Source organism: Desulfurispora sp. (genome assembly GCF_052744395.1).
Window position 1 is genome coordinate 1 of the sequence record NZ_JBRAJI010000019.1, and the last position, 20,455, is coordinate 20,455.

The following is a 20,455-nucleotide window of genomic DNA, read 5'->3' on the forward strand; positions in this document are numbered from 1 at the left end:
GCCTCACCACCCGGCGGGCGCCGGGCAGCAGGCGGGCGGCAGTGCGCTGGCTGCGCCACAGTTCGGCCACCTGCTGCCGCTGCTCCCGGGTCAGGACCGGAGGCGCGGCCGCCAGCCCGTCCTCCAGCCTGATTAATCGCTCCAGCTCCCGGCACAGTTCGTCGGGTCCCGCCAGCTCCCGGCACATGATCAGCCGGCTGATCGCGGGCCTAAGCTGTGCCGGCCAACCGGCAATCTGCAGCAGGCGGGAAACCGGCGAAAGAGGCGGGCCGGTGACCAGAGTGGCCCCGATGTCAAAGAGCACCGCTTGAACGGTCAATTAACTAGCCCCCTGCTCCGCGCTGCCGGGCGGCCAGAAATCCACCTGGATGCCGTGGCGGCGGAGAAATTCTATACCTTCGTCGCTGCCCCTAAAGTCGCGCCGCACCACCACGCGCCGGAGCTGGCAGGTGACAATCAGCTTGGCGCAGGTGAGGCAGATGTCGGCGTTGACATAGATGGTGCCGCCGCCCACGGCCAGCCCCCGCTTGGCGCACAGGCAGATGGCATTCTGCTCGGCGTGCACGCAGGGCTTGTAGTCCTCCCGGCCAGCCAGGTCTTTCAGGCATTGCCCGGTGTCGCAGCAGTGGGGCGCGCCGCTGACCACACCGTTATAGCCGTGGGAGATGATCCGGTTGTCCACCACAATCACCGCACCCACCTTTTTGCGCAGGCAGGTGGAGCGGCGGGCGATGGTGTCCACCACGTCCATATAGATTTCGTCAAAGGAGGGCCTGGCAGCCAAAGGCGTCACTCCCTTCCTGATCCTCAGCAGATCCTGTCATTTGTGAAACATGGCCCAATCCGGCAGACAGGCTCTTGAGCAGGCTCTGTTGCCGTTCTTGCCCAATACTATCTGCAAGGCGCCGCCGGGTCTACAGTTCTGTATAAATGGGATAGCGGCGGCACAGTTCCCGGGCCATTTCCCGGGCCCGGGCCAGCCGGGCGGCGTCGCCGCCGTAACTCAAGGCCAGGTCGATGATGTCGGCCACGGTCACCATATCGGCTTCGGTCAACCCGCGCGAGGTGACGGCCGGCGTACCCACCCGAATGCCGCTGGAGATCATGGGCGGCTGCGGGTCGTAGGGGATGGCGTTCTTGTTTACCGTCACGCCCACCTGGTCCAGCACTTTTTCGGCCGCCTTGCCGGTGATGTTTTTGCTGCGCAGGTCCACCAGCAGGAGATGGTTGTCGGTGCCGCCCGAAACCAGGTTAAAGCCGCGCTCCAAAAGCGCCGCGGCCAGGGCGGCGGCATTGCGCACAATGCGCCGCTGGTATTCTTTAAACTCGGGCCGCAGGGCCTCACCCAGGGCCACCGCTTTGGCGGCAATGACATGCATGAGCGGCCCGCCCTGGATGCCGGGGAATACCGCCTTATCAATGGCCGCGGCATATTTTTCCCGGCACAGGATCATGCCGCCCCGCGGCCCGCGCAGTGTCTTGTGGGTGGTGGTGGTGACCACGTCGGCGTACGGCACGGGGCTGGGGTGTTCGCCGGCCGCCACCAGCCCGGCGATGTGGGCCATATCCACCATCAGGTAGGCCCCCACTTCGTCGGCAATCTGCCGCAGGCGGGCAAAATCAATGATCCGCGGGTAGGCGCTGGCTCCGGCCACAATCATGGCCGGCTGGCTGGCCAGAGCGGCCTGCCGCACCGCATCGTAATCAATCTGCGCGGTCTGCTCGCTCACGCCGTAGGCGGCAATCTTAAAGTATTTGCCCGATATGTTCAGGGGGCTGCCGTGGGTGAGATGGCCACCGTGGGCCAGATTCATCCCCAAAATGGTATCGCCCGGCTGGAGCAGGGCGAAATACACGGCCAGGTTGGCCTGGGCGCCCGAGTGGGGCTGCACATTGACGTGTTCGGCGCTAAAAAGCTGTTTGGCCCGCTGGATGGCCAGCTCCTCGGCGATGTCCACAAAGTGGCAGCCGCCGTAGTAGCGCCGGCCGGGATAGCCCTCAGCGTACTTGTTGGTGAGCACACTGCCCTGAGCCTCCAGCACCGCCCGGCTGACAATGTTTTCCGAAGCGATCAGTTCCAGGGTCTCCTGCTGGCGCCGCAGTTCTTTCTGTATGGCGGCGTGGATTTCCGGGTCCACCGCCTCCAGCCGCTGCATGTTCACTGTCACTTTTTCCACCACTGCCTTTCTAAAAAAATACCGGACTGGCACCGGGCCGGCCCGTAAAGTTCAACTACAGCATCCCTGTTCTATCCGGGTGATCTTGTCCACCCGCCGGGCATGGCGCCCACCGGCAAACTGGCTGTTCAGCCAGGTTTCCACTATCTGCAGGGCCAGGCCGGTGCCAATCACCCGCTCGCCCAGGGTGAGCACATTGGCATTATTGTGCTCGCGGGAGGCCCGGGCGGAAAAGGTATCATGGCACAGCGCCGCCCGCACGCCGGGCACCTTGTTGGCCACGATGCACACCCCGATGCCCGTACCGCAGCAAATGATCCCGCGATCAAATTGGCCGGCCGCCACCGCCCGGGCTACCGGCAGGGCATAATCCGGATAGTCCACCGCTTCTTCCGAGTAGGTGCCGAAATCTTTGTACTGGTAACCCTGCTGCTCCAGATAACGCACAATTTCCTGTTTTAACCGAAAGCCGCCGTGGTCGGCGGCAATAGCGATTTTCAACTGCACCGCGCTCCTTTACATTGGGCCGGGTTCCCGTACACCGGCCGGGTGTGATTGTGAACGGTCAGTACATTAATTCTACAGCAGCCGGCCAATTCCCTTGCCGCCGGTCATTTTTTACGGGCATTTTTTCAACAATTGCCCGCACCCCGGCCGGGCTCAACGGGCGGTATCCCGATCCCGGCCGGCAGCCCGCTGGAGAGCTGCCCGCACCAGCTCGGCCAGCTGCCGGGCCGTTTGACGGTACAGTTCCCGGTCGCCGCCAAAGGGGTCGGGCACATCGGCATCCCGTCCGGCTGCGTATTGGGCCAGGGTGTAAACCCGCCCGGCCGCTTCGGGACAGAGCGCCAGCACCTGCTGGCGGTGCTGGCGGGTCATGGTCAAAACCAGGTCGACCTGCTGCACCAGTTCCCGGCTGAGCGGGGTGGCCCGGTGGTGGCTCAAGTCGATGCCGCTTTCGGCCAGCACGGCCACGGCGTGGGCCGAGGCGGGCATACCCCGCAGGGCGGCGGTACCGGCCGACAATATTTCTATTTCCGCCCCGGACGGCAACTCATCCCGCAGGGCTTCGGCCAGGGCCGCCGCCATGCTGCTGCGACAGGTGTTGCCGGTACAGACAAACAGAATTCTCATCCGCCTCACCTCACACAACCAGCTTGATCCCCATGCCCAGCAGGATCAGCCCGCCCAGGAGCTGGGCCCGGGCACCGGCCAGCCGGCCCAGCAGTTTGCCCAGCACCAGCCCCAGATAGGTCATCAGTCCGGCCACAATACCGAAGGTGAGCACTGTGGCCAGCAGATTGACCCGCTGGGTGCCCAGGGTGAAGCCCACACTCAAGGCGTCCATACTCACCGAAGCGGCCAGCAAAAGCAGCCCGGCCGTATGCAGGGATACCGGGTCGGGGTCGTCCGCGGGGGGTCTTAAGCCTCCCCGGATCATTTTCACTCCCAGATAGAGCAGCACGGCCGCTCCGATATAACCGGCCCAGCGCCCGAGCAGGCTGCCCACATATTCCCCGGCATACCAGCCCAGAAGGGGCATGAAGATGTGAAAAAGCAAAACCGTAAGGCTGATCAGATAGACCTGGGCCCGCCGCACGCCGGCCAGGCCGATGCCCAGACAGAGGGAAAAGGAATCGGCTCCCAGGGCTACTGCCAGCAAAAGCACCGCTGCAATACTCAATTGGCTACCTCCAGTACATTGCCGCCGGCGGCCCGCCGCAGGCGGTTGGCCACGGCCAGTCCCATACCTGTCGCCGGTACACCCTCGGCCAGGATTATTTCCACCGCCTGCTCGTCCAGCTGGCGCAGGGCGGCATATAGCCCCGCCGCCACCTGTTCCGGATAACCCGGCATCCCCAGGGGAAGCACCACCGCCCCGCGGTAAAAATCCTCGTGCCCGCGGCGGCAGAGCACGCCCACCCGCCGGCCGGCAGCCAGTTCCCGGTCCAGCCGCTCCTGGATGGCCCGGCTCACGGCCTGCTCTTCCCCTTCATAAAGGTACAGGGCGGCGCGGGGGGCATAGTGCCGGTATTTCAGGCCCGGCGAACGGGGCCGCTCTGTATCGGTCTGCCGGCCCACGTCCAGCACCGCCGGGTCCACTTCCACCCGGCCCAGCACCCGCTGCAGTTCCTCCCGGGTGACCCCGCCCGGACGCAGGATCAGCGGCGGGGTAACCGTCAGGTCCAGCACGGTGGATTCCACGCCCTGGCCGGCCGGCCCACCGTCCAGGATCATGTCCACCCGCCCGGCCAGATCCTCCCAAACATGGGCCGCCGTAGTAGGGCTGGGCCGCCCGGAGAGGTTGGCGCTGGGTGCGGCCACGGGCACGCCGGCCGCCCGGATCAGCTCCCGGGCCACCGGGTGGGCCGGCAGGCGCACGGCCACACTGTCCAGACCAGCGGTAGCGGCCCGGGCCACCCGGCCCCGACCGGGCAGCACCAGGGTGAGCGGCCCGGGCCAGAAAGCGCGGGCCAGCAGCCGGCCGGTACCGGCGGGGTCGACAGCCAGCTCGGCCATTTCATCCGGGTCGGCGATGTGGATGATCAGCGGGTTGTCGGCCGGACGCCCCTTGGCCTGAAAAATGCGCCGCACCGCCTGCTCATGCAGGGCGCTGGCCCCCAGCCCGTACACGGTTTCGGTGGGGAAGGCCACCAGACCGCCCCGCCGCAACAGTTCTCCGGCGCGCTGCAGGGCGTCGGGCGCCGGCCGCTGCGGGTCCACCGCCAGCAGTTCGGTCATTTGCTCCAGGTTTACTTCCAATTTTTATTTTCGCCTCGTCTTTCCAGAAATCCCACTTTGAACAATACCGGCCACACAGGCCAGACGCATACCGGTGGCACTCTCAGGCCGGTTTTTATGTAAAGCAAGTTTCGGAGGGATATTTCAGCCACTACACCAATTGGCCAGTTTACCCCTGCCGAGCTTTTTTAAAATACAGCCGCCTACCTTGGCATATCTTATAGTATGTATCCGGTACGGCACAACTTTTCCCCGGAGGACTGGTGCAAACCTCCATCAGCCATTGCAATGATGAGGAGGAACCCTGCTTGTTCACTCTCTGGCAGTTTCTGGCCGCGATTTCTCTGGGTGCCCTGCACTCCCTGGAGCCGGGGCACGGCAAGGCCATTATGGGGGCCTATCTGGCCGGCAGCCGCGCCACCTGGCGCTCTGCCGTAGCGCTGGGCATATCATCCGCGCTGGCCCACTGCACCAGTGTAATCCTGCTGGCCCTGGGCCTGCACGGCACCATGTATGTACTCTCCCGCCAGGGCGGCGCCGCGGCGCTGCCCTGGGAAAGTATGCTGCAGCAGGGCTCCGGGCTGCTGATCGGCCTGCTGGGCCTGTACATGCTGCGGCGCAGCTGGCGCTCGCCCGCCGCACCGGCCTGCACCTGTCCCGCCTGCCGGAGCGCTGCGCCCAGCCGGGACAAAGGCGCCGCGCTGGTGGGCCTGGCCACCGGCCTGTTGCCCTGCCCTTCAGCAGTTTCGGTGCTTTTACTGGGCCTGTCCAGCGGCACACCCGGCCCGGGTCTTTTGTTTGTGGGGGCCTTCGGCCTGGGCAGCGCCCTGGCCCTCACGGCCACCGGCCTGCTCTTCATCGCCCTGGGGCAGTCGCTGCACCGGCGGGGGGCGGTTTTAAGCCGGATTTTCGGTGGGTTAAGCGGACTGCTGGTGCTGGGGCTGGGGTTGTACACAGTCTGGGGCGGCCGGCATTAGCCCAGCCAGGCCTTCTTTCCGGCACGGCGCTCCGGCGAACCCTATCCCCCTGCCCGGGCCAGCTCCACCACCCGCTCCCGGCCGGCCAGGTCGGGGTGCACACCGCACAGCCGCCAGCCGGGGGACAGCTCCCGCTCCAGAATGGCCGGCTGTCCGGGCGCAATTTCCAGCAGCATTCGCCCGCCCGGCATCAGGTAGCGCGGTGCCTGCACCAGCAGCCGCCGGTAGAGGTCCAGCCCGTCCGGGCCGCCGAACAGGGCCAGGTGGGGCTCATAATGCAGCACATCGGGCGGCAGCTGTGCGCGCTCTCCTTCCGGCACATAGGGCAGGTTGGCGCAGATCAGTGCCAGTCGGCCGGTATAGCGCTCCGGCAGGGCGGTTAGCAGGTCGCCCCGGTAAAATTCCACCCGGTCGACCACCCCGTGCCGCACGGCATTTTGCCGGGCCACCTCCAGGGCCGCTACAGAAATGTCCGTGGCCAGCACCCGCACCCCGGGCAGAAGAGCGGCCAGGGTGACGGCAATGGCCCCGCTGCCCGTGCCGGTGTCGGCAATCAGGCCGGCCGCTTCTGGTTGTTTTTCGCCACCGGCCATCTCTTTCGCGGGCCGGCCGGACAATGTCTCGGCAAAGATTGCCCCTTCCCGGGCATATTCCGTCCAGCGCCTTGCCGCCAGTTCCACCAGCAATTCAGTCTCGGGCCGGGGGATGAGCACGGCGGGGGTAACCAGGAACTCCCGGCCGTAAAACTCCCGCCGGCCGGTGAGGTAGGCCACCGGCTCACCGGCCGCCCGCCGCCGCACCAGATCCTCGTACCGGGCCTGCCGGGCCGCGTCGAGCGGCTGCCCCGGAAAACGGTACAGGTGCAGCCGGTCGCAGGTCAGCACGTGGGCCAGCAGCGCTTCGGCATCCAGCCGGGCGGAGACACTGCCGGCCTGCCGCAGCCAGCGGGTGGCATGGAACAACGCGGTAGCAATATCCAGCTGGCACCCCCCCAATCCGTGCTGCATGGTCCCACAGGCTGCTGGCAGCTTCCCGAAAAAAGTAGCGGGTGTGTGCTTCCTGAGCGTTTTACCCCTGCTCCACCTGCTGCAGGCGCTCGGCCTGGTCGGTAGTGATCAGCGCCTCGATGATCTCATCCAGGTCGCCCTGCAGCACCTCGGTCAGGCGGTGGGTGGTCAGGTTGATGCGGTGATCGGTGACCCGGTTCTGGGGGAAATTGTAGGTGCGGATGCGCTCACTGCGGTCCCCCGAACCCACCATGGACTTGCGGGCCGAAGCAATTTTCTGCCGCTGCTCCTCCTGGGCCCGGTCGTACAGGCGGGCCCGCAACACCCGCATAGCCTTTTCCTTGTTTTTGTGCTGGCTCTTTTCGTCCTGGCAGGAGACCACAATGCCGGTGGGCAGGTGGGTAATGCGCACCGCCGACTGGGTAGTGTTCACCGACTGGCCGCCCGGACCGGTGGAGCAAAACAGGTCAATGCGCAGGTCGCCCGGGTTTATCTCCACTTCCACTTCTTCGGCTTCAGGCAGCACGGCCACGGTGGCCGCCGAGGTGTGGATGCGGCCGCTGGACTCGGTGGTGGGCACGCGCTGCACCCGGTGCACGCCGCTTTCGAATTTGAGCTGGCTGTACGCTCCCCGTCCCTCAATCATGAAGCTGACCTCTTTGAAACCGTTCAGATCGGTGGGATTGGAGTTCATGATCTCCACTCGCCAGCCCTGCCGCTCGGCATAGCGGGTGTACATACGGAACAGGTCGGCGGCAAACAGGGCCGCCTCCTCGCCGCCGGTACCGGCCCGGATTTCCACCAGCACGTTTTTCTCGTCATGGGGATCTTTGGGCAGGAGCAGCACTTTCAGCTTTTGCTCCAGTTCCGCCTGGCGCTCTTCCAGCCCGGCGGCTTCTTCCCGGACCATTTCCAGAAAGTCCGGTTCACCGCCCTCGCGCAGCATTTCCCGGGCCTCGGCCAGCTCCCGCCGCACTTTCTTGTATTCCCGGTAGGTAGCCACAATTTCGGCCAGCTCGGCATGGGCCCGGACATGCTGCTGCCAGCGGGGGGTGTCGGCAATGACTTCCGGATCGCTGATCAGTTTTTCCAGTTCTTCGTACTTGCTTTCTATTTTATCCAGTTTGTCCAGCATGGACTGCATCCTCACTTTCCTGCAATACTGCCCGGAGGGCGGCGATGGCCACTTCCATCTGGCTGTCGTCGGGCTCGGCCGTGGTCAGGCTCTGCAGCCAGCGTCCGGGTACCAGCAGCAGCGCGGCCGCAGGCGAAGCGGCATAACGGGCGGACAGCTTGAGCAATTCGTAGGACACCCCGGCCAGCACGGGCAGCAGCAGCACGCGAGAGAGAATGCGCCACCACAGCACCTGGTGTCCCAGGGCGGCAAACAGAAAAATGCTCAGCACCAGCACAATCAGAATGAAACTGGTGCCGCAGCGGGGGTGGAAAGTAGGAAAAGGACGCACTTCTTCCACGGCCAGCGGCCGGCCGGCCTCGTAGGCATTGATCACTTTATGCTCGGCACCGTGGTACTGAAAGACGCGCTTGATGTCGGGCAGCCGGGCGATGATCAGGATGTACAACACGAACACCGCCAGGCGCACCGCTCCCTCCAGCAGGTTCTGCCAGAATACGCCCGGCACCTGCTGGCGCAAAAAGTGCGCCGCGCCGGTGGGCAGCACCACAAAAAGCAGCACGGCCAGGCCGAAGGCCAGGGCCATGGTCAAAAAGGTCTCCCAGGGGCGCAGTTCCTCTTCCTCGCCCAGGGCCTGGTTGGCGGAAAAGTTGAGCGCCTCCAGGCCCAGCAGCAGCGATTCCACCAGAGCCACCACGCCGCGCACCAAAGGCTTCTTCAGCCAGGGATAACGCCCGGTCACCGAAGAAAGCGGCTTTTGATCCAGCACTATTCTTCCGTCGGGCACCCGCACGGCCACCGCCCGGCTGGTCCGGCCGCGCATCATCACGCCTTCAATGACGGCCTGGCCGCCGTACTGAAAGTCGGCTGGCATTTATTTCCCCCTTTCCCCACCGCACGACCCGGGCCGCGCAGTGTCAAAGAAAAGTGCGGGTAAGCAAATAGCAGAGCCCCGGCTCTGCTATCTCTGCTACTTAAGGCCATATTTTTTGCGGAACTTGTCGGCCCGACCGCCCGTCTCCACAACGCGCTGCGAGCCGGTGTAGAACGGGTGACATTTGGAGCAAATCTCCACCCGCAGCTCTTTTTTGGTTGAACCGGTCTCGAAGGTCTCGCCGCACACGCAGGCAACGCGCGCTTTCTGGTATTGGGGATGGATGCCTTCTTTCACAGGGCTCACCTCTTTCGGAATAAAGGTTATTCCAACTGTCAGGGTTTAACAGTTTACACACCTCAGTATTATAACACAGCCCACCGGTGCGAGCAACAGATTGATCGGCTTTTTGCTGCCGCAGGGTTACCTCGAAAAGCGGACGCCCGCCGGTTCATCCGGCCGCATCAGCAGCGTGGATGGGTAAAGTTACCCACTTTCAGGCCGGGAATTTCCCCCAGCATCTGCAGGAAGGCCTCCATGCCGGCCGGTTGCTCCCCTTCCAGCCCGGGCAGCCGCTCCAGCAGGTAGTCCGGGTCGATGTTCAGGTTGCGTATTTGTACCATGTCCACCGCGCCGCGCTGCAAAAATTCCTGCCAGGCGGCCATTTCTGCAGGCAGGTCGGTCAGCCCGGGCAGGGCCAGCAGATTCAGGGATATATGTACCCCCAGGGCGCGGGCCGCTTCCAGGGACCGGAACACGTCGGACAGCTGGTAGCCCGCCGGCCGGTAGTAGGCGTGGTAAACTTGCGGCCGGGCGCTGATCATGCTCACCCGCAGGGCATCCAGGCCGGCCCGGCAGATGGCCTCTACGCCCGCCGTGTGCCCGGCGTTGGTGTTCATGTTGATGGTGCCCTGGGTGACCTGGCGCCGCACCTGCTCTATAGCCTCACTCACCAGCGGCCAGGCCAGGGCCGGATCGCCCTCGCACCCCTGACCGAAGCTGATAATACCCTCCGGGCCGGCAGCTTGGAGATGCTCGCCTATCACTTCCACCACTTCGGCCAGCGCCGGCTGAAAAGTTATGCGGGCCTGGGGCGCCGGGCAGCAACCGGCGGGCTGCTGCGAGATGCAGCCCAGACAGCGGGCGTTGCAGGCCGGGGAAACCGGCACGCCGCCCTCCCAGCGCTGCAAAAAGATGTTGGTGGCGGTAAAGCACCGGTACTGCAGGGTGCAGGTGGCCAGCTGGGCCAGGATGCGGTTGCCCGGCGCGGCCGCAAGGCGCCGCTGAACCATTTGGGGCAAAGCGGGCACGTCATAATTGGCCGGGTCCCAGCGCTGCGGGTCGTCGGTCTGCCGCGCCGCCACCCACACCCGGTCTTTGTACCAGGCCACCGCGGTGTAGCCGTACAGGGGCAGGGGATTTGTCCCCGAAGGCCGGACATAGCCGGGCAGCCAGGTGCGGGTGTAGCCCTGGGGCAACAGCGCCCCTACGGCCCAGACCGGCCCGCCGCCCCGGGGATCGCTGTCCATGCGCACCAGGCGGCCTTTTTTCAGGCCCACCGGCTGGCAGCCGGGCAGCATGACCAGAGAAGCCCCGTCCGGCAGGGGGAGCAAATCGTCCGGCGTCAGCTGGGCAAAGCTGCGACCGCTGCGGCCGGCGGCTTTCAAATACGGGTGATCGAAAAAGTTTCCTTGCTCATCGCAATATAACAGGCGCAATTAACTCATCCTTTTGAAATGGTCATTATTAACCCAAAACCATTTGCGTAAAAACACAACAACCGGCCTTGCCTACCCCCTTCCAAGTAAATTATGGGCGTAAGCTGTCCGGTCGTCAATCAGATCCACATACAAAATATCCCTTGTCCGCACCTCCCGGCCCGCTGCCGCGCCCTCGCCGGGTGCTGCAACCGGTACTCCAGACGGGCTCGTTCAGGAAAGGCACACCCGCCTCGTTACGCTGCAGCGCTATCCTGTTTTACGCATACCCACCGGCGTTCGGCAGGTAGCGGGCCGGGTTTAAGGGCACGCCGTGGTGACGCACTTCCAGGTGCAGGTGGGGGCCGGTGGAACGCCCGGTGCTGCCCACCAGGGCCACGGTCTCGCCCGCGGCTACCTCCTGCCCCTCGCTCACCAGCAGCTGGCTGGCGTGGGCATACAGGGTCTGCCAGCCGGCACCGTGGTCAATGATTACCGTCAATCCGTAGGTGCCGCGCGGGCCGGCAAAGACCACCCGCCCGGCCGCCGCCGCCCGAATGGGCTGACCATAATCGGCTGCGATGTCCATGCCCTCGTGGGGTCGCCCCTGGCGCAGGCCGTAGGGCGAACTAACCCAGCCCGTTACGGGCCAGCTCAGAGCCAGTTCCAGGCGCTGTCCGCCCCGGCTGCCCGGTCCCGCTTCTTCCGCCGCCATGACGGCCGCACGACCGGTGGGGATGTACAGCAGCTGGCCGGCCGGCAAAAAGTCGGCGCTGGCCAGATCGTTGTAGCGCGCCAATTCCTGCACATCTACTTGAAAGAGCCGGGCCACCGCCCAGAGCGTATCGCCCGGCAGCACCCGGTAGGGTATTTCCCCGGCAGGGATTTTCAGCACCTGCCCGGCCGGCAGCCAGTCCGGGTCGGACAGCTGGTTGATGCTGAGCAGGCTGGCCAGGGGCAGATCGAAGCGCACCGCCAGTTCGCTTAAAGTCTCACCCGGCTGCACCTGGTATAACCACCAGCCGGTTTCGGCCTGACCGGGTGCCACCAGCCTTTCTTCCAGACTGCCGGCACAGGGCGCCGGCAAGCCGGCGGTCACCAGAGCCAGGAATAACAGCAGGAATAATATGGTTTGGCGCCGCGCGCGGGCGGCGCGCCAGATGGCCCGGGGAATGTCGCAGATGTTGTGTTTTAGCATTTGCACCACCTTCAACCGGTAAGTATAACCATATTGCAGGCGGTTTATACACCGGCCGTCCGGTCGAGAGGCCCCGGCCGGGCTTAAAAGCGGGCTCCCGGGCTTTTAGATGCGTTTGGGGTCGCCAGGGGGGGGATTGATTACCGTGCGGCGAGGAGGGCGAAAGGTCTGGATGAGCTGCGCGTTACTCCCGGTCTTTTTCACCCGGTCCAGCAGCAGTTCCATGGCTTCCAGGGCAGTCATGCCGGCCACCGCCTTGCGGAAGTGCCAGGCCCACTCCAATTCGTGCTTTTCCAGCAGCAGTTCCTCCTTGCGGGTACCCGAACGCACCACGTCGATGGCCGGAAAAATGCGCCGGTCGGCCAGGCGCCGGTCCAGGATCAGTTCCATATTGCCGGTGCCCTTGAACTCTTCAAAGATCACATCATCCATGCGGCTGCCCGTCTCGATCAGGGCGGTGGCCAGGATGGTCAGGCTGCCCCCTTCTTCCAGGTTGCGTGCCGCTCCGAAAAAGCGCTTGGGCCGGTGCAGGGAGGCCGGATCCACCCCGCCGCTCAAGGTGCGGCCGCTGGGCGCCACCACCAGGTTGTGGGCGCGGGCCAGGCGGGTAATGCTGTCCATCAGGATCACTACATCGTATTTGTGCTCCACCAGGCGTTTGGCCCTTTCCAGAGCCATGTCGGCCACCTTGACGTGGTTTTCCGCCGGCTCGTCAAAGGTAGAGGACACCACCTCGCCGTCCACCGAGCGCTCGATGTCGGTGACTTCTTCCGGCCGCTCATCAATCAGCAGCACAATCAGGTAAATCTCGGGATGGTTGGAGCGAATGCTGTGGGCAATTTCTTTTAAGAGCATGGTCTTGCCGGCTTTGGGCGGGGCGACAATCAGGCCGCGCTGGCCGCGGCCGATGGGAGCCAGCAGGTCGATGATGCGGGTGGCGTACTTGTCGGGGCTGGTTTCCAGGCGGATGCGCCGCTGCGGGTACAGGGGAGTGAACCCGTCGAAATGCAGGCGGTTGAGCGCTGCTTCGGCGGCAATGCCGTTAATCTGCTCCACGCGCAGCAGGGCGAAATAGCGCTCGCTGTCCTTGGGGCCCCGTACCTGACCGGCCACCCGGTCCCCCGTGCGCAGGTCGAAGCGGCGGATCTGGGAGGCCGATACATAGATGTCGTCATTGCTGGGCTGGTACTTGAAGGGGCGCAGAAAGCCGTAACCCTCCGGCAAAATCTCCAGCACCCCACTGGCATAAAGCAGCCCGTTTTTCTCGGTCTGCGCCTTCATGATTTCAAAGATCAGTTCTTTTTTGCGCAGACGGTAATAGCCCGGTATCTCCAGTTCACGGGCTATTTTATACAGCTCCTGCATGGTTTTGCTTTCGTATTCACTGTTGCTCACGGTGGGAAATTATAACCTCGCTTTGTGGTTTACTGGGTTGGGTCGGTGGGGACTGAGACGGAGTTTTTTCCGGGGTTTACTGCGCTGCCGGCATTTCAGAAAACGGTAGGTAAGCGCATAGCTCAGGATGAAGACCAGAGAAGCGTTCAGCACCGCTCCCAGGATAAAGGGGCGGCCCAGATGGCCCAGCCAGTTCAGCCAGTACTGCGGGTGCAGGTGACCGGTGTTGGGCATGCCCTGCCACACCGGTTGACCGCTGGCGGCACCGGCTCCCAGGAGCAGCCTTCCCACCATATAATCCAGGGTAAAAAACAGGGGAACCGCCCATTTGAAAAAGACCACCGTAACCACAGCGGCAGCAGGACTGAAGCGGAGAATGCGGGCCAGCAAGTAGGCCAGGGGGATGCTGATCACCGGTACAGGCAGGAAATCCAGGGCCAGTCCCAGAGCCACACCCAGGGCCACCCGCTGCGGCGATTCGGAGAGAGCGAGTATTTTTTGTACGGCGCTGCGCCAGTAGCCTGGCAATTTTTCCCTCACGGCGTGCTCAAGGTGCCTCCTGTCGTATTGTGCCGCTGCGGGCCGCCTCACCCGTCCAGCACCGGACGCGGCCACACCAAACCGCCCGGCCGGACAGCCGCACAAAAGCTATCCGCGCTTATTGGGCAAGTACAGTATAACCGCCGGCAAACGCACCGTCAAGTGCCGTTTGGCCCGGCCGGCTGCAGCAGGGCGGCTGGACCAGGCCGGCGCCGTGGGATACCCGCTGCCGCAGCTGGCAACAGAAAACGGGTGCGCCTGGGCACACCCGTTTTGATTATTTCGCTACCCCGGGCACTTTTTTCCAGTCGGCCAGGAATTTCTCCACCCCCGCCTCGGTGAGGGGGTGCCGGAACATTTGCATCAGCACAGCATAGGGCACTGTGGCAATGTGGGCACCGGCCAGGGCCGCCTGCAGCACATGCAGGGGGTGGCGGATGCTGGCAGCGATGATGCGGGTGCTGAAGCGGTAATTGTGGTAAATGGTGACGATTTCCTCAATCAGCTGCATGCCCTCCTGGCTGACGTCATCCAAGCGTCCCACGAAGGGGCTGACATAGGTGGCACCGGCCAGGGCGGCCAAAAGGGCCTGGTTGGCCGAAAAAACCAGGGTGACATTGGTCTGGATCTGCCGGGCGGCCAGCTCCCGCACTGCTTTCAGGCCTTCCGGCAACATGGGGATCTTGATCACCACATTGGGGTGGATTTGGGCCAGCTCCCCGGCCTCGCGCACCATGCCTGCAGCATCGGTGCTGATCACTTCAGCGCTGATAGGGCCGTCCACAAGGGCAGTGATTTCGCGCACCACGGTCTTGAAGTCACGTCCTTCCCGGGCAATCAGGGAAGGGTTGGTGGTGACGCCGCTGATGACACCCAGGGATGCGGCCTGTTTGATCTCCTCAATGTTGGCGGTATCCAGAAACAGTTGCAAGCGCTCTTACGCCCCTTTCCGGCAATCAGCTTTATTCAGCCCGATCATATGAATTGTCTGCAACGGGGGGTTTCTGTTCTTACGCCTTGCCGCTGCTGCCGAACAGACGGATCTTCTCCCGGATGATTTCGGTAGCCGCCTCCCGGGCGGGGCCCAGAATTTTGCGCGGATCGATTTCCTCGGGATGGGCGTCCACCACCCGGCGGGCAGCCGCCACAAAGGCCTCGCGAATGTTGGTGTCTATGTTCACCTTGCGCACGCCTAATGCGATGGCCCGGCGGATGGCCTCATCGGGCACGCCCGAGGAGCCGTGCAGCACAATGGGCACCTGGACCAGGGAGCGCACTCTGGCCAGCCGGTCGAAATCCAGCCGGGGCTCCCCTTTGTAGCGGCCGTGGGCCGTGCCGATGGCGATGGCCAGGCTGTCCACGCCGGTCTGCTCCACAAAGTACCTGGCTTCCTCCGGGTCGGTAAGCATGGCTTCCCAATCGGCCACGCTGATGTCGTCCTCGGTACCACCTATTTTACCCAGCTCGGCTTCTACCGATACGCCCACCGCCCGGGCCACGGCCAGCACCTGGCGGGTGAGGGCGATGTTTTCCTCCAGGGGCAGTTTGGAACCGTCAATCATCACCGAGCTGAAACCGGCCCGGATGCACTGCATCACCTGGGCAAAGCTGGTGCCGTGGTCCAAGTGCAGGGCCACGGGCACGCTGGCCTTTTCGGCAGCCTGGCGGGCCATGGCCACAATGAAGTCCAGACCGGCGTACTTGATGGCCCCCTGGCTGGCCTGCAAAATTACGGGCGCCCTTTCGGCCTCGGCGGCCGCTACAATGGCCTGTACAATCTCCATGTTGTTGCAGTTGAAGGCGCCCACGGCGTACTGGCCTTCCTCGGCCCGTTTGAGCAACACGTCAACCGGTACAAAAGGCATGTTTGACCAAACCTCCTTGCTGATGTTGGTTTGCTGGAAATGGATACTGGTGTCAGCAGGATTCCCTATACCTACAGTTTTATCACCAATCATATCATATCCCGCTACCATTGTTTCCAAGCATGACCGCGGACCGAACCCTGCGGGTCAGCCCGCCGGACCAGTCCTCGGGCTCAGGCACCTCCGGCGGTGCCCCACCTGCCGCCGCGCTGCTGACCCGCTCTGGCCAGCAGGCCTTTCACCAGATAGCGCACTTCGTGGATGTCAAAGGGTTTAGCCAGATAGTGACTCACTCCCAGTTCCTTGATGTTTTTCAATGTTTCCAGTTCACTGTAAGCCGTCATCACCACCACTGCCAGGTCGGGGTAGCGCTCGCGCAGCAGGCACAGGGTATCCACCCCGTCCAGGCCCGGCATCTTCAAATCCAGCAGCACAACGGCCGGCCGGTGCCATTCGATCATCACCAGCGCCTCCCGTCCACCGGCGGCAGCCAGAACGCAGGGACACACATCGGCAAGCGCTTCACAGAGCAGCCGGCGCAGGCCGGGTTGATCATCCACCACCAGTACGCTGTTAACATTTCCGCCCATCGGCTCTCTCACCGTCCCCCTTTAATACCCCTTAAGCTACATGCTCCCTCCAGGCACGGTTTGCCCCATTAAATGTTCAGGCTGCTGTTCAGGTAATTTGTTAAACAGTCAGTTTTTCCTTTTCTGCATCCTGAACGGTTAATCCTGCCGGCCCGGCCGCCTGCCGAGGAAAATTTTTCTTGTATTTTCTTGTCAAAAAAAACAGCCGCGCACACCGGCGGGCTGTAATCGGGTGATCTGAACGGGTAAATGTTGTCGAAACAAGGCAGACTAGAACTTGCCGCAGCCGCCCAGAGCGGCACCCACGAATTCCCGAAACAGGGGATGGGGCCGGTTGGGACGGGACTTGAACTCGGGGTGGAACTGGGTACCTAAAAACCAGGGGTGACCGGGCAGCTCCACAATTTCCACCAGATAGCCGTCGGGCAGAGTGCCGCTGAAAACCAGGCCGGCCGCCGCCAGCTCATTCCGGTAGGTGTTGTTCAATTCGTAGCGGTGGCGGTGCCGCTCATAGATGATTTCCTCAGCGTAAGCCCGGTGGGCCAGACTACCGGGCAGCAGCCGGCAGGGGTAACGGCCCAGGCGCATGGTGCCGCCCATGCGGTCCAGATCCTTCTGCTCGGGCAGCAGGTCAATCACCGGGTGCCGGGTATCCTGGCTGAACTCGGCGCTGTTGGCATCGGCCCAGCCCAGCACATGGCGGGCATACTCCACCACGGCCAGCTGCATGCCCAGGCAGATGCCCAGGAAGGGAATGCCCCTTTCCCGAGCGTACCGGATGGCGCTGATCTTGCCCTCGATGCCCCGGTCGCCAAAGCCGCCCGGCACCAGGATGCCGTGCACTTGCTCCAGATAGGGTTCCACGGCCCGCCCTTCCAGTTCTTCGGAATTGATCCACTTGATCTGCACCGCCGCACCGTGGTGCAGTCCGGCATGGCGCAGGGCCTCGGCCACGCTGAAATAGGCATCGGGCAGGGCCACGTACTTGCCCACCAGGCCGATAGTGACCGTGCGGGAAAGGCTTTTCATGCGCTGCACCATGTCCCGCCACTCGGCCAGATCGGGCGGCTGACAGCGCAGGCCCAGGCGGCTGATCACCTTGTCCGCCAGCCCCTCTTCCTCCAGCATCAGGGGCACTTCATAGATGGAGGGCGCGTCCACCGCCTGAAAAACCGCATCCCGGTCGGTATCGCAAAAGAGAGCGATCTTGTCGGCCAGCTCGCGGGAAAAGCGCTTTTCGGTGCGGCAGACAATGATGTCGGGCTGAATGCCGATGCTGCGCAGTTCCTTGACGCTGTGCTGGGTGGGCTTGGTTTTGAACTCGTTGGCCACCCGCAAATAGGGCACCAGGGTGACGTGGATATAGAGCACATTCTCCCGGCCCATGTCGGTGCGCAACTGGCGGATGGCTTCCAGGAAAGGCAGAGATTCAATGTCCCCCACGGTTCCGCCAATTTCGGTAATGACCACATCGGGAGCGCCTTCCACCGCCAGGCGGCGCACCCGCTCCTTGATTTCATTGGTGATGTGGGGAATGACCTGCACCGTGGCTCCCAGGTAGTCGCCCCGGCGCTCCTTGTTCAGCACCGACCAGTAGATGCCCCCGGTGGTGACGTTGCTGCTGCGGGTCAGGTTGATGTCGATAAAGCGCTCATAGTGTCCTAAGTCCAGGTCGGTCTCCGCCCCATCGTCGGTCACAAACACCTCGCCGTGCTGGTAGGGACTCATGGTGCCCGGGTCGATGTTGATGTATGGATCCAGCTTTTGGATGGCAACTTTCAAGCCACGGCTTTTGAGCAAACGTCCCAGCGAGGCGGCGGTAATCCCCTTGCCCAGGGAGGACACCACCCCGCCGGTGACAAAGATGAACTTGGCCATGCTAGCCTCCCGCTTTCTGGTATGTTAATTTGATCTTGTCTTGGGCTCACTTTTCCTATTCTAATGGCCTGCATGAGACAAGTCAACAACTTCCACAACACATTTCTTAACCCAATAGCCGGTTGGGCCTGGCCCGGTAAAGCGAGTATTACCCTGCTCACTTTCCCTCTCTTATCTCCACAGCTTAATTCAGGCGGGAAACCAGCCAGTAGCCCAGGAAAAGTCCCACAATGCCCATCACCCCGGCCAGGGTGGGCGGAGCGGGCACGGGCAGGCGCAGCCGGGCAAACAGCGCCCCCACTACAAAACCGGCCAGGATGGAGAGCAGAATATCTTTAACTGTTTCTGGCACCGGTAATCATCCTCGCATTCTATTGAGCAGCCGGCGGCAGCGCCGGGAGCACTGGCCGGTGGTCAAATCCTCCGGCCGGATTGCCCCTGCTTTCCGGGCTCTACATGCTTTCCGGGGCGGAAAGGCCCAAAAGGCGCAGGCAGTTGGCCAGCACCTGGCGGGTGGCCTGTACCAGCACCAGGCGGGCCGCTGTCAGCCGTTCGTCTTCGGTGAGCACGCGGTAGCTGTTGTAAAAGCTGTGGAACAGGCCGGCCACCTCGTGCACATAGCGGGCCAGACGGTGGGGGGCCAGGTCGCGGGCGCACAGGGCGATCTCCTCAGGCAGGTCGGCCAGGCGGCGGGCCAGGGCCAGTTCGGCCTCGGCGGTGAGGCAGCTTAAGTCCACCTGCGCCGGGTTGGGCAGGCTGCCCCCCTGCTGGGCCAGCTGGCGCAGGATGCTGCAGATGCGGGCGTGGGCGTACTGGATGTAGTAGACCGGGTTTTCGTTGCTCTGGGAGCGGGCCAGATCCAGGTCGAAGTCCAGGTGGCTGTCCGCGCTGCGCATAACAAAGAAGTAGCGGGCGGCATCCCGGCCCACTTCCTCCACCAGTTCGTCCAGGGTGACAAACTGGCCGGTACGCTTGCTCATGCGCACAATTTCGCCCTTCTTGTACAGCCGCACCAGCTGCATGATCATGATTTGCAGGTTGTCCGGGTTGTAGCCCAGGGCAGCCACCGCCCCTTTCATGCGCGGCACGTGGCCGTGGTGGTCGGCCCCCCAGATGTCGATGACCCGGTCAAAGCCCCGCTGGAACTTGTTCATGTGGTAGGCGATGTCGGCAGCGAAGTATGTAGGAATGCCGTTCTGGCGTACCAGCACTTCGTCCTTTTCCACGCCGAACTCGCGGGCCTTAAACCAAAGAGCGGATTCATGTTCGTACAGGTAACCGCGCTGGCGCAGGATGTCGATGGCCTGCTGCACTTTGCCGCTGTCGTGCAGGCTTTGCTCGGAAAACCAGACATCGTAATGCACACCGAAATTGGCCAGGGAATTTTTAATGGCTGTTAATTTTTCATTTAAAGCAAATTCGGTCAGGGCGGCCCGTCGCTCTTCCGGGCTGGCCTTAAGATAGCGGTCGCCGTGCAGGGCAATGAAGTTTTTCACTGTATCCACTATATCCTCGCCGTGGTAGCCTTCCTCGGGCACGGCGGCGTCGTAGCCCAGCTGCTGCAAATAGCGCGCCTCCAGGGAAGCGCCAAAGTGCAGGATCTGGTTGCCGGCATCGTTGATGTAGAACTCGCGCGTCACCTCATAGCCGGCAAAGTCCAACAGAGCGGCAATGCTGTCGCCCAGGGCGGCTCCCCGGGCATTGCCCATGTGCAGAAGACCGGTGGGGTTGGCGCTAACGAACTCCACCTGGATTTTCTGCCCCCGGCCCAGGTCCAGCCGGCCGTAGTTTTCCCCGGCAGCGATGATTTCCGGCAGAGCGGCCAGCACCCAGGCGGGGCGCAGGTAAAAATTGATAAAGCCGGGCCCGGCTATCTCGGTTTTCTGCAGCGGCAAAGCGGCTGCCGGCAGGTGGCTGAGAATGATTTCGGCAATCTGGCGGGGAGCACGGCGGGCCGGCCGGGCCAGCAGCATGGCCAGGTTGGTGGCGAAATCGCCGTGTTCTTTCTCCCGCGGCACTTCCACCACAAAGGCGGGCATTTCCATAGGCGGCAGTTCACCGGCCGCCACAGCCCGCCGGACGGCTTTTTCCAGGGCGGCCGCAATGCCGCCGCGCACTCTTTCTACCAGGTAGTTCATACTGGATGCACTCCTTAACTGCGATGTGGATAGGTCTTGGCGTAAATCATGGTAAAATTATAGTACGAATGCGGGGGAAAAGCCAGAGCTTTGGGGATCTCCGGCCGGGGGAAAACAAACCGGCCCGCCAGAGCGGGCCGTGTCTTGACAGAGCGTTGCGACTGATGGATAATAAAAATGGGAATACTGGTAACAGGAAGCGGCTCGTGTGCCCACCTACCAGGGCTTATTTACCTTGAACC

22 protein-coding genes are annotated in these 20,455 nt (G+C 63.2%); 1 reads left to right on the plus strand and 21 read right to left on the minus strand.

The genetic code is table 11. From position 1 onward, the window contains the following. The 7 genes from ACUVTU_RS06725 to ACUVTU_RS06755 all read right to left on the minus strand — a co-directional run. Positions 1-319, minus strand: a 319-nt coding sequence (locus ACUVTU_RS06725; protein WP_445889192.1) for a hypothetical protein, incomplete at its 3' end; no start/stop codon positions are given. Further along, positions 320-784, minus strand: a complete 465-nt coding sequence (locus ACUVTU_RS06730; RefSeq protein WP_445889193.1) for a deoxycytidylate deaminase — start codon at positions 782-784, stop codon at positions 320-322. Between the two features lie 130 nt (positions 785-914). After that, positions 915-2,156, minus strand: a complete 1,242-nt coding sequence (gene glyA / locus ACUVTU_RS06735) for a serine hydroxymethyltransferase (RefSeq protein WP_445889234.1) — start codon at positions 2,154-2,156, stop codon at positions 915-917. A gap of 72 nt (positions 2,157-2,228) precedes the next feature. Beyond that, on the minus strand, positions 2,229-2,678 hold the full coding sequence (gene rpiB / locus ACUVTU_RS06740) for a ribose 5-phosphate isomerase B (RefSeq protein WP_445889194.1): 450 nt from the start codon (positions 2,676-2,678) through the stop codon (positions 2,229-2,231). A 159-nt stretch (positions 2,679-2,837) separates the two neighbouring features. After that, positions 2,838-3,311, minus strand: a complete 474-nt coding sequence (locus ACUVTU_RS06745) for a low molecular weight protein arginine phosphatase (protein ID WP_445889195.1) — start codon at positions 3,309-3,311, stop codon at positions 2,838-2,840. Between the two features lie 10 nt (positions 3,312-3,321). Further along, positions 3,322-3,861, minus strand: coding sequence for a manganese efflux pump MntP (locus ACUVTU_RS06750; protein WP_445889196.1), 540 nt, complete (start codon positions 3,859-3,861; stop codon positions 3,322-3,324). Continuing rightward, on the minus strand, positions 3,858-4,919 hold the full coding sequence (locus ACUVTU_RS06755) for an L-threonylcarbamoyladenylate synthase (RefSeq protein ID WP_445889235.1): 1,062 nt from the start codon (positions 4,917-4,919) through the stop codon (positions 3,858-3,860). Before ACUVTU_RS06755 ends, ACUVTU_RS06750 begins: the two co-directional genes overlap by 4 nt. 308 nt (positions 4,920-5,227) lie before the next feature. On the opposite strand from ACUVTU_RS06755, the gene ACUVTU_RS06760 reads away from it, so the two are divergent. Further along, on the plus strand, positions 5,228-5,896 hold the full coding sequence (locus ACUVTU_RS06760; protein ID WP_445889197.1) for a HoxN/HupN/NixA family nickel/cobalt transporter: 669 nt from the start codon (positions 5,228-5,230) through the stop codon (positions 5,894-5,896). A gap of 41 nt (positions 5,897-5,937) precedes the next feature. Here the strand turns inward: ACUVTU_RS06760 and prmC are convergent, their stop codons facing one another. The 14 genes from prmC to argS form a co-directional block, all read right to left on the minus strand. Then, positions 5,938-6,903 carry a peptide chain release factor N(5)-glutamine methyltransferase gene (prmC, locus tag ACUVTU_RS06765; RefSeq protein ID WP_445889198.1) on the minus strand — a complete coding sequence of 322 codons (966 nt, stop codon included), beginning with the start codon at positions 6,901-6,903 and terminating at the stop codon, positions 5,938-5,940. Between the two features lie 61 nt (positions 6,904-6,964). Beyond that, the gene (prfA, locus tag ACUVTU_RS06770) at positions 6,965-8,038 is read right to left on the minus strand and encodes a peptide chain release factor 1 (protein WP_445889199.1); all 1,074 of its coding nucleotides are present in this window, start codon (positions 8,036-8,038) and stop codon (positions 6,965-6,967) included. Further along, the gene (locus ACUVTU_RS06775) at positions 8,019-8,912 is read right to left on the minus strand and encodes a DUF1385 domain-containing protein (RefSeq protein ID WP_445889200.1); all 894 of its coding nucleotides are present in this window, start codon (positions 8,910-8,912) and stop codon (positions 8,019-8,021) included. Before ACUVTU_RS06775 ends, prfA begins: the two co-directional genes overlap by 20 nt. Before the next feature lie 96 nt (positions 8,913-9,008). Continuing rightward, positions 9,009-9,209, minus strand: a complete 201-nt coding sequence (rpmE, locus tag ACUVTU_RS06780) for a 50S ribosomal protein L31 (RefSeq protein ID WP_445889201.1) — start codon at positions 9,207-9,209, stop codon at positions 9,009-9,011. Between the two features lie 167 nt (positions 9,210-9,376). After that, the gene (locus ACUVTU_RS06785) at positions 9,377-10,630 is read right to left on the minus strand and encodes a radical SAM protein (RefSeq protein WP_445889202.1); all 1,254 of its coding nucleotides are present in this window, start codon (positions 10,628-10,630) and stop codon (positions 9,377-9,379) included. 259 nt (positions 10,631-10,889) lie between these two features. Beyond that, a complete protein-coding gene (locus ACUVTU_RS06790; RefSeq protein WP_445889203.1) occupies positions 10,890-11,807 on the minus strand; it encodes a peptidoglycan DD-metalloendopeptidase family protein in 918 nt (305 codons plus the stop codon). 105 nt (positions 11,808-11,912) lie between these two features. After that, a complete protein-coding gene (gene rho / locus ACUVTU_RS06795) occupies positions 11,913-13,202 on the minus strand; it encodes a transcription termination factor Rho (protein WP_445889204.1) in 1,290 nt (429 codons plus the stop codon). A gap of 9 nt (positions 13,203-13,211) precedes the next feature. Beyond that, the gene (locus ACUVTU_RS06800; protein ID WP_445889205.1) at positions 13,212-13,730 is read right to left on the minus strand and encodes a DUF2062 domain-containing protein; all 519 of its coding nucleotides are present in this window, start codon (positions 13,728-13,730) and stop codon (positions 13,212-13,214) included. A gap of 289 nt (positions 13,731-14,019) precedes the next feature. After that, positions 14,020-14,673, minus strand: a complete 654-nt coding sequence (gene fsa / locus ACUVTU_RS06805; RefSeq protein ID WP_445889206.1) for a fructose-6-phosphate aldolase — start codon at positions 14,671-14,673, stop codon at positions 14,020-14,022. A 79-nt stretch (positions 14,674-14,752) separates the two neighbouring features. Then, entirely contained in the window at positions 14,753-15,607 is an 855-nt protein-coding gene (locus ACUVTU_RS06810; protein WP_445889207.1) for a class II fructose-1,6-bisphosphate aldolase, read from the minus strand. A 173-nt stretch (positions 15,608-15,780) separates the two neighbouring features. Continuing rightward, positions 15,781-16,197 (minus strand): response regulator, encoded by a 417-nt coding sequence (locus tag ACUVTU_RS06815; protein WP_445889208.1) that lies wholly within the window; start codon positions 16,195-16,197, stop codon positions 15,781-15,783. A 270-nt stretch (positions 16,198-16,467) separates the two neighbouring features. Then, on the minus strand, positions 16,468-18,075 hold the full coding sequence (locus ACUVTU_RS06820; RefSeq protein WP_445889209.1) for a CTP synthase: 1,608 nt from the start codon (positions 18,073-18,075) through the stop codon (positions 16,468-16,470). Positions 18,076-18,259: 184 nt separating this feature from the next. After that, positions 18,260-18,427, minus strand: coding sequence for a XapX domain-containing protein (locus ACUVTU_RS06825; protein WP_445889210.1), 168 nt, complete (start codon positions 18,425-18,427; stop codon positions 18,260-18,262). Positions 18,428-18,527: 100 nt separating this feature from the next. After that, entirely contained in the window at positions 18,528-20,213 is a 1,686-nt protein-coding gene (gene argS / locus ACUVTU_RS06830; protein WP_445889211.1) for an arginine--tRNA ligase, read from the minus strand. Positions 20,214-20,455 lie beyond the last annotated feature (242 nt).